We start from the raw sequence: 8,321 nt of genomic DNA on the forward strand, positions 1-8,321 counted from the left end.
GGTCGACGGCGCCTGGTACTACCTCAACGCCAATGGCGCCATGGCCACCGGCTGGGTAACGATCGACGGCGGTCAGTTCTACTTCCACAGCAGCGGCGTACTCATCCGGTGAGACCGGAGGACGACGGCGTGATCTAACCTGAGGAACGATCACAGGAGAATACGGGGGTCCCAAGCAGAATCATCTGCTTGGGACCCCCACTGCGTTCTGCTGACACTCAGTCGCCCAGAATCTCTACTTCCACTCACAGGCGATGCCGTCACCATCGGCGTCGAGTTTGGAACGGTAACCGGGCTGTCCCCGATAAAGCGGCGCGGCACCGGCATCGCGGGCCGCCTTGCAGTTGCGGTAGTAGGCACTGCCCGAGCCAGAGTCCGGCTGAGCAGGTGCCTCCCCCGCACCGGACGAGGCACCACCCTCAGAATTCTCCTCACTCGCCTCCGGAACAGCGGGGACAGGTGATGGCGGTGCCGCGGGAGCCTCTGTCGCCAACTCCGGAGACGGCGAATACACGACCGTCGGCACGGGCGACGGTCTGTAGACGACCGTGGGTACGGGAGTCGGCGAGTAAACCACAGTAGGTGCAGATGTCGGCACCGGTTGAGACGATGTGCCACTGCCCGAAGAGCCGGAAGCACCGACCCCAACCCCGAGGACAAACGTCGCGACAAAGGGAACGGATTTCCTCAAGAGCCCCTGGCGCCTCGCCGTCGGGCGAGAGGTCTGGCCAGGCCCAGGATAGGAGAATACTGGCGATACGGGAGACGGAGAGTAATTGTTCACCGGAACCTCAAGTCGGGAGAGAAAAAGAGAGGATACTGATCAAGAGAATTGAAGCACCTCAGTGAAGGTAAAAACCTGCAGAGCCACAAGAGCAACCGCACTGCAACCCACCCATTTTCTCCGCCACTAAAATCATCCTTCCTGATGCCGTCCCTCTTGGCACGAGCACACCACTTCATGAAACCCCTGAGCAATCAACCCAGCCCCACTCAATCCACACCATTCCACGTCACATAACACAAGCGGACATCACGCATCGAGAACACTCCTACCCAGGGGCAGCAACAATTCACAGACCACACAATGCAGTTGCATCGACGCGAGCCTCCAGAAGGGCCATCAAAAGGCCTCATCATGTTCCGGCCGTCCTGCGCAGCCGTGTCCTTGCCGGCGTCATGCTCGGCACCTGCACGAACTGCGCCGAGCAAGGTGCGGATCGCGCTCATCATGAGCCGCATGAGCAACTCCTTCACGACAGCCCTGGCCAACAAGGCCACCAAGGAGGCGAACGCCCCGCCGCTGCCCAGTACTCTCCGCCCTTCCCTCCTCGCCCCGGTCAACGACACGGCTTCGACGATCTCCTGGTCATCACTGCTCTGATCCGCCTGAGCCACACGCCATCCCAACCCCGTCCCGCCCGCTCGACATGCGGACCCGCGACACCCGAAGTACTATTTCGCTATGTCGCGAAATACCGAATCAGGAGTCTTCACCGCTCTGGGACACCCCACACGGCGGGCGGTCCTGGCCTACCTGCGCGACCGCGACTACGTGAAGGTCGGTGAGATCGCCGACGCCGTCGGCGTCTCGGGATCGACCCTGTCCGGCCACCTGCGCACGCTGCGCGAGGCCGAGCTGGTCGACACTCGGCGCCGCGGCACCGAGATCCAGTACCGCGTCAACCTCACCCTCATCGACGAGGCCATGCTGCTGCTCGCATCCCTGGGCGGCACGCTCAAAGCATCCGCCCCCGTCACCCCTCTCACTCAGGAAAGGAGACAACCATGACAACCAAGAGCCGCCCGACTCGTTTTCCTGTTGGGGTCGTCGTCGCCGCGGCGATCGCCCTGACCTTCATGATCATCTGGAGCGCCGTGCACTGGTCGCAGATGGCGCCCACGATTGTCACCCGTGAGGCCGGCGGCAACCACGGCGCGAGCATCGTCTCGCGCGGCTTCAGCGCGGCGGCCATGCCAGGGACTCTTGCACTCACCTCATCACTGCTGACGATCAGCCCCTGGGTGCACCAGAAGTTCTCCTCCCTCACCGGCATACCGTTGCCCCGCTACGACCGTAGCGCCGCACGAGTCCTCACCGCAGTGCAGGCCGGACTCGGCCTGGTGATGTGCACCGCGCACGTCTTCATCGTCGATCTTCACACGGCTGCCGGTATCCCCGCCGTCAAGCTGATGGCGATGAGCCTGGGCGCCCTGTTCGTCCTTCTGGGCGTCTACTTCCCCATCGCGCAGACCGACGTCGAGACGAACAACGCCTGGATCGAAGCCTTCGTCGTCGCCCAGCGATCGCTGAGCCGCAGCGTGGGGATTGCTCTAGCCGGCGTCGGCCTGGCCACGATCGCGGTCGCCGCCACCAGCCCCTGGCGAGCTCTGGCGATCGGGTGCGGCGGGATGGTTGCCATCAGCGTAGTCTTCCTGGTCATCTGCCTGGTCAAGGCCAATCGCCTCCACGGCCTGAAGCACCGGCACCCGTGAGCCGCAAATCCGCTCCCACCCCGGAGCAGGTCGGCGCATCTGCCGGGCTCATCCCGAGCGTCTGCCAAATGGACACCTCTATCCACAACCGACGGTTTATCGCCAGCCGGCCCGCCGTGTATCCTGAATTCATCCAAGTCTCAAGCAAACTGGTGCAGCCAGTTGAGAGCCATGCCGAGCAGTTCAGCTCAATACGGAAAGGATCAGATGCCTTGGAGAGCATAGAGTTCATCCCCGGGGCAGGGGCCTGCATCGCCACCCGTAACGTCATTGAGGAAAAGGGCGTCGTCAGATGGATGGTGCGAGGCGAGTCTCATCACCCGGCAGACAACGGCTGGCAGATCATGAGCCACATCGACACCTCCGACTATCTCAACGACCCGTCGAACTGGCAGGTAGTGAGTTTCAACGACCTGTGCTCGATCGAGCCCGCCCTTATCGGCATCTGGGACATGCCCGTCGGCTCCGACCTGCAGATCGTGCGCGACGAGCTGGGCATCCGGATCGTCGACACCCCCACGGGCCGGGAGATCCCGCGGGAGAATCTCTACATCCCCCCGGCCTGGCGCGCACAGTGACGGGTCGCAGCTGACCCCCGTACCGAGGCCGGCCGGGCGGAGGCGGTTTCGACACATACGGCTCCTTCGTCGCGCTCCGGCCCAACCGGCTTCAATGGGGCCGGAACCGACGAGGCGCTGCGCGCCCGACCTCCATGTCGGACGCGCAGCGCCTCGTTCCCGCGTCAGCCCCTAGCTCTTGGTGTAGTGGGCGACGTAGTCGATCTGGATGTCGGCGACCTGCGGGGTGAGCGGCCCAGGAACACCGCTGTCGACAGTCTCATACCTGCTCGCCTCGCCGTTGGGGTCCATGGCCCCGGTCTGAACACCGAAGAACATCCGCTTGTCGGAGATGCTCCGGTCGATCCGGCCCCACTCCTGGCCGTCGAAGGTGAAGATGATGCGGTTATCCTCCACGATCACCCCGTAGGTGTGCCAGCCGCTCATGTCCTCGTTGTCGAAGGACTGGTGCTCCTGCTTGTTGTCGGGGTCCCAGTGATAGGTGCCCTCCACCCGGGGGCCATTGACCCGTCCCTCAGCGAAGTCGATCTCGGGCGGCCAGCCCTGATCCTCGGGCCACAGCAGCATCACGTAACCAAGCCCCTTGGCCTCGGGGAACTTGGCGCGAACCTCCCAGCGGCCGCGCGAGGCCGCGAAAACACCTGAGCTCGAGGTGCCGCCTGAGCTCCACTGCCCGTCCTGGTGCTGGGTACGGACGATCAACTCACCGTTTTGAACGAAGGAGTTCTTCTGCGACATCACACCCATGGCGCCGTGCCCGACCTCGGGCTCACCCCAACCGTAATGCTCCCAGCCCCGCTCCTCGAGAGAGGCGTCGAAGCCCTCGAAGTAGTCGATGTTCCAACCGTTGATCTCGGCGTCGGACCGCCCCTGGCCCGAGCCCCCGGAGGGCTGGGAGGGCGTCACCGACCCGCTATCGGGTGAGGAGCTGGAAGCCGCGTCATCCGACTGACTGGAAGCAGTCACCTGCTCCACGCTCGGCGATGAGGTCATCGGCGCAGACGCCTGAGCTTCCAATGCGCCAGCGCTGGCGGAGCTGCTCGGGGACGCCTGCTCGGTGCTGGCAGAAGTCGCCGGCGCGGCCGCCTCCGGGTCTCCGCCTTGGGGATGGATCGGCAGGCAGGCGGTGGCCGTAGCAACGGCGAGCCCCGCAGTCATGAGGAGCTGGGTTGCTCGTTTAGGTTTCAAAGTCGTCTCCTTCCAACGTGCCAGTCAGCCTAATCAGACGATTACGAAGCGAACAACTCTGAAGGCTCATCGACGACGAACCCCACAAAATCCCTCAACGGTCAGAGAATTAAACCATCAGTTGTGTAACGAGCCTCACGATCTGGTCAATTCCGGAAAAATTGACGTGATAATTCACGCTGAGTCAGATCCCAATTCTCACCAGCCTACGCCGGGCGGTCAGTCAACGTGCTTACTGGAGGGCGCAGGCCCGGGCCGCCGCAGAGCCGCCTCGAAGTCCGGCCCACCAAGGCAGGCGGCCTCAATGAGCACCTCCAGACTCTCCTAGCCTCAACGCCCTTCCACTCCTCCTTCCATCCCGCAATGACTCTCCCCCGGCCTGCAAGGGGAAGACGACACGTGCTTCAATCGAGGCATGCAAGCCGTCTCTCCCGTTCCGGTTCCGGGCCCTGTGCCCGGTGAGTCCATCCTGACCGAGTCCGACGCCTCGCTGCTGTTCGGCGGGGCCCGCACCGCCTACACCTTCGCTGACGAGCCGGTGACTGATGCCCAGCTGCGGGCGATCCACGAGCTGGCCAAGTGGGCGCCGACGGCGGTCAACGCCCAGCCGTTGCGGGCGGCGGCCGTCCGGTCACCGGCCGCTCGGGAGCGACTGCTGCCCTGCCTTCCTCCCGGCAATCGCGAGCAGGCGGTGGGGGCGCCGTTGACGCTCGTCTGCGCAGCCGACCGGTCCTTCACCGAGCCCCTGCCACGACTGCACCCACGCGCCGAGCACTACCAGCAGCTGCTGGAGGAGGGCGGACCGGACATGCGGGCGCAGTGGGCACGCACCTCGGCACTGATACAGGCGGCCTACATCATCCAGGCGATTCGCGCCGTCGGGCTGGCGGCCGGGCCCATGAACGGCGACAACGCCGAGGCACTGGCGGCCGAGTTCTTCACCGGCCAGGACGTGGAGGTGCTACTGGTCATCAACGTCGGTCACCCGGGACCGGACGCCTACCAGGACCGCAACCTGCGCCTGCCCTTCGAGGAGGTCTATCGGGTGCTATGAGCCCGGCGGGTCGGCCATGCCCAAGCCGTGCTCGCCAGCAGCGCCGCTGAGGTGTCGAGGCGGGTCACCGTCACACGCACACCGCTGGACTCGACCTCGAAGTCCGTGCCGATGGTGTAGTCGGCCACTGCCAGCCCCTCGGCCTCCCGAGCGTCGAACTCCTACCCGTCAAAGCGTCGGGCCCACCGAACGGGAGAATCGTCGATGATACCGCGGTAGAACGACCGAGCGCCGGGATGGGGCCTGCAGCGGTGTCATCGTCGTGCGGCCCTTCTACCGGGAGATCCGCTTCCACGTCTCCACAGTGGCGCTCTATGCCGGGCGGTAGGTGAAGCGGTCCCAGCCCAGGGCCTCGATCCGCTCGGCCATGTGCTCGCACATCCCGTCCCAGTCGGGCGCCACGACGTCGAACTCACCGGTCGTCCCCTCGGAGCGAGCCTGCTGGAGGGCGTAGACCCGAGCCCCCGCAGCGTGCACCCGCCGGGCCACCTCGACGGCGTCGTCAGCCGTCACGTCCCCGGGCACCACGGTGGTGCGGACCTCGAACTCCGGTCCATCGCGACCGGCCGCCTCGATAAGAACCTTCAGGCTCTCCCAGGCCTTCGCGGCCGCGTTCGCCCGGCCGACCACCTGCCCGTAGTGCTCGGGCAGGGCCTTGATATCCAGGCCTACCCAGTCGACGAGCCCGGCTGCGATCATGTCCCGCAACCGCCGCGGGTAGGGGCCGGCCGTGTGCAGCCCCACCTGGAATCCCATGTCGATGACCTCTCGGGCGGCGTCGGCCAGGGCATCCTGGCGCAGCGCCTCACCGCCGGTGAGGACGACGCCGTCGAGCAGCCCCCTCCGACGGCGCAGCAGGGCGCGTACCTCCTCCCACGCCACCTGGCCGGGCGTACGAACGGGGATGAGGGCCTGGTTGTGGCAGTAGAAGCAGTTCCAGGGGCAGCCCTGCAGGAAGACGGTCGCGGCCAGGTGGTCGGGCCAGTCGACCGTGCTCATGGGGACGAGCCCGGCGATCACCAGGTCGTCAGCCGGACGGTGGTCGGGGCTCTCCCCCGCCGCCGGAACGGGTGGGGAGGCCTGCGAGCCTCTCGGCAGGGAGGTCACGGCTGCTCCTCTCGCGTCTTGTCGTCATGGCACCGGGGCGTCGGGCGCCGTCGCTGGATCATCCGACGGCGCCCAGCGGTCCCAGCGGATCCTCAGGCGCTGACCGCGCTCAGGCGCGAGACGGCCGGGCCGTGGCCGCCGGCGGCGACCTCGGTGAACATCTGCCGCTCCATGTACTCGCCCTTCTTGCCGATGTTGAAGGAGCGCACCGGGCGGAAGTAGCCCATGACGCGCGTCCACACCTCGCACTCGACCGGCTCTGCCTCCGGGTGGAGCTCGGCGCACTTGTCGCAGGTGAGGTGCTCGCCCACGAGGTACCCGTGGACCGGGCAGATGGAGAAGGTCGGCGTGATGGTGATGTAGGGCGTGCGGAAGGCGGTCAGGGAGCGGCGCACCAGCTCCTTGCAGGCCGCGGCCGAGGAGATCCGCTCGTTCATGTACAGGTGCAGGACGGTACCGCCGGTGTACTTGGTCTGGAGCTCCTCCTGCATCTCCTGGGCCTCGAAGGGGTCGTCGGTGTAGCCCACCGGGACCTGGGAGGAGTTCGTGTAGTAGGGGTTGGTCTCCGTACCGGCCTGGAGGATGCCGGGGTAGCGCTTGCGGTCCTCCTTGGCGAAGCGGTAGGTGGTGCCCTCGGCCGGGGTGGCCTCGAGGTTGTAGAGGTGGCCGGTGGCCTCCTGGAACTCGACCATCTTGTCCCGCACGTGGTCCAGGAGGCGCACGCACATGGCGTGGCCGCGCGGGTCGGTCAGGTCGTAAGCGTCGTGGGTGAGGTTACGGACCATCTCGTTCATGCCGTTGACGCCCAGGGTCGAGAAGTGGTTGTCCAGGGTACCCAGGTACCGCTTGGTGAAGGGGAACAGGCCGGCGTCGATGTGGTGCTGGATGACGGTGCGCTTGAGCTCGAGGGTGTCTCGGCCGATCTCGAGGAGCTCGTCGAGCCGGGCGGTCAGGGCGGCCTCGTCGTCGGCGTAGAGGTAACCGAGCCGGGCCATGTTGATGGTGACGACGCCGACCGACCCGGTCTGCTCGGCCGATCCGAACAGGCCGTTACCGCGCTTGAGCAGCTCGCGCAGGTCGAGTTGGAGGCGGCAGCACATGGAGCGGATCATGCCGGGGTCGAGCTCGGAGTTGATGAAGTTCTGGAAGTAGGGCAGGCCGTACTTCGCGGTCATGGTGAACAGGAGCTCGGTGTTGGGGGCGTCCCAGTCGAAGTCGCGGGTGATGTTGTAGGTGGGGATGGGGAAGGTGAAGACCCGGCCCTCGGCGTCGCCCTCGGTCATGACCTCCATGAAGGCGCGGTTGATGAGGTCCATCTCCGCCTGGAGGTCGCCGTAGGCGAAGTCGCAGACGTCGTCGCCGATGAGGGGGTGCTCGTCGGCCAGGTCCGCGGGGCAGGTCCAGTCGAAGGTGAGGTTGGTGAAGGGCGTCTGGGTGCCCCAGCGCGAGGGGACGTTGAGGTTGAAGATGAGCTCCTGCATGCACTGCTTGACCTGCTCGTAGGTCATGTCGTCCAGGCGGACGAAGGGCGCCATGTAGGTGTCGAAGGAGGAGAAGGCCTGGGCGCCGGCCCACTCGTTCTGGAGGGTGCCCAGGAAGTTGACGATCTGCCCGACGGCGGAGGAGAAGTGCTTGGCGGGGCCGGCGGCGATGGCGCCGGGGACGCCGTTGAAGCCCTGCTGGAGGAGGTCCTTGAGGGACCAGCCGGCGCAGTAGCCGGCGAACATGTCCAGATCGTGAATGTGGAGGTCCGCGTCGCGGTGGGCCTGGCCGGCGACGGCCGGGTAGACCTGGCTGAGCCAGTAGTTGGCGACGACCTTGCCGGAGGTGTTGAGCATCATCCCGCCCAGCGAGTAGCCCTGGTTGGCGTTGGCGTTGACGCGCCAGTCGGAGCGGTC

Annotated in this window: 10 protein-coding genes and 1 pseudogene; 6 read left to right on the forward strand and 5 right to left on the reverse strand. The window is 65.9% G+C overall.

The window, feature by feature from the left end:
- A pseudogene (locus RWR81_RS13690) lies at positions 1-112 on the forward strand (N-acetylmuramoyl-L-alanine amidase family protein); the annotation flags it as partial.
- Between the two features lie 123 nt (positions 113-235).
- Here RWR81_RS13690 and RWR81_RS11010 read toward each other — a convergent pair.
- Complete coding sequence (locus RWR81_RS11010) at positions 236-784, reverse strand: excalibur calcium-binding domain-containing protein (protein ID WP_314457721.1); 549 nt, start codon at positions 782-784, stop codon at positions 236-238.
- A 456-nt stretch (positions 785-1,240) separates the two neighbouring features.
- On the opposite strand from RWR81_RS11010, the gene RWR81_RS11015 reads away from it, so the two are divergent.
- From RWR81_RS11015 to RWR81_RS11030, 4 genes are all read left to right on the forward strand, one after another.
- Entirely contained in the window at positions 1,241-1,384 is a 144-nt protein-coding gene (locus RWR81_RS11015; RefSeq protein WP_314457726.1) for a hypothetical protein, read from the forward strand.
- 81 nt (positions 1,385-1,465) lie between these two features.
- Positions 1,466-1,792 carry a metalloregulator ArsR/SmtB family transcription factor gene (locus RWR81_RS11020; RefSeq protein ID WP_314457736.1) on the forward strand — a complete coding sequence of 109 codons (327 nt, stop codon included), beginning with the start codon at positions 1,466-1,468 and terminating at the stop codon, positions 1,790-1,792.
- Positions 1,789-2,496 (forward strand): hypothetical protein, encoded by a 708-nt coding sequence (locus RWR81_RS11025; protein ID WP_314457738.1) that lies wholly within the window; start codon positions 1,789-1,791, stop codon positions 2,494-2,496. Before RWR81_RS11020 ends, RWR81_RS11025 begins: the two co-directional genes overlap by 4 nt.
- Before the next feature lie 212 nt (positions 2,497-2,708).
- The gene (locus RWR81_RS11030; protein WP_314457740.1) at positions 2,709-3,074 is read left to right on the forward strand and encodes a DUF2185 domain-containing protein; all 366 of its coding nucleotides are present in this window, start codon (positions 2,709-2,711) and stop codon (positions 3,072-3,074) included.
- A 171-nt stretch (positions 3,075-3,245) separates the two neighbouring features.
- On the opposite strand, the gene RWR81_RS11035 is transcribed toward RWR81_RS11030, so the two are convergent.
- Positions 3,246-4,262, reverse strand: coding sequence for a glycoside hydrolase family 16 protein (locus RWR81_RS11035; RefSeq protein ID WP_314457742.1), 1,017 nt, complete (start codon positions 4,260-4,262; stop codon positions 3,246-3,248).
- Positions 4,263-4,677: 415 nt separating this feature from the next.
- Here RWR81_RS11035 and RWR81_RS11040 point away from each other — a divergent pair, with 415 nt between their 5' ends.
- Positions 4,678-5,316 carry a malonic semialdehyde reductase gene (locus tag RWR81_RS11040; protein WP_314457743.1) on the forward strand — a complete coding sequence of 213 codons (639 nt, stop codon included), beginning with the start codon at positions 4,678-4,680 and terminating at the stop codon, positions 5,314-5,316.
- Here RWR81_RS11040 and RWR81_RS11045 read toward each other — a convergent pair.
- The 3 genes from RWR81_RS11045 to RWR81_RS11055 all read right to left on the reverse strand — a co-directional run.
- Complete coding sequence (locus tag RWR81_RS11045) at positions 5,301-5,444, reverse strand: hypothetical protein (protein ID WP_314457745.1); 144 nt, start codon at positions 5,442-5,444, stop codon at positions 5,301-5,303. The genes RWR81_RS11040 and RWR81_RS11045 overlap by 16 nt on opposite strands.
- A 184-nt stretch (positions 5,445-5,628) precedes the next feature.
- Positions 5,629-6,339: an anaerobic ribonucleoside-triphosphate reductase activating protein gene (locus RWR81_RS11050; protein ID WP_399498431.1), complete on the reverse strand. Its 711-nt coding sequence runs from the start codon at positions 6,337-6,339 to the stop codon at positions 5,629-5,631.
- Positions 6,340-6,515: 176 nt separating this feature from the next.
- On the reverse strand, positions 6,516-8,321 hold a 1,806-nt coding region (locus RWR81_RS11055; protein WP_314457749.1), incomplete at its 5' end, for a ribonucleoside triphosphate reductase.

The organism is uncultured Actinomyces sp. (assembly GCF_963526355.1).
Lineage (GTDB): Bacteria > Actinomycetota > Actinomycetes > Actinomycetales > Actinomycetaceae > Actinomyces.

What these genes read in the sequence shown, in the direction of transcription:
- RWR81_RS11015 (WP_314457726.1), top strand. Translation starts at nt 1,241, where the DNA reads ATGAGCAACTCCTTCACGACAGCCCTGGCCAACAAGGCCACCAAGGAG.
- RWR81_RS11020 (WP_314457736.1), top strand. Translation starts at nt 1,466, where the DNA reads ATGTCGCGAAATACCGAATCAGGAGTCTTCACCGCTCTGGGACACCCC.
- RWR81_RS11025 (WP_314457738.1), top strand. Translation starts at nt 1,789, where the DNA reads ATGACAACCAAGAGCCGCCCGACTCGTTTTCCTGTTGGGGTCGTCGTC.
- RWR81_RS11040 (WP_314457743.1), top strand. Translation starts at nt 4,678, where the DNA reads ATGCAAGCCGTCTCTCCCGTTCCGGTTCCGGGCCCTGTGCCCGGTGAG.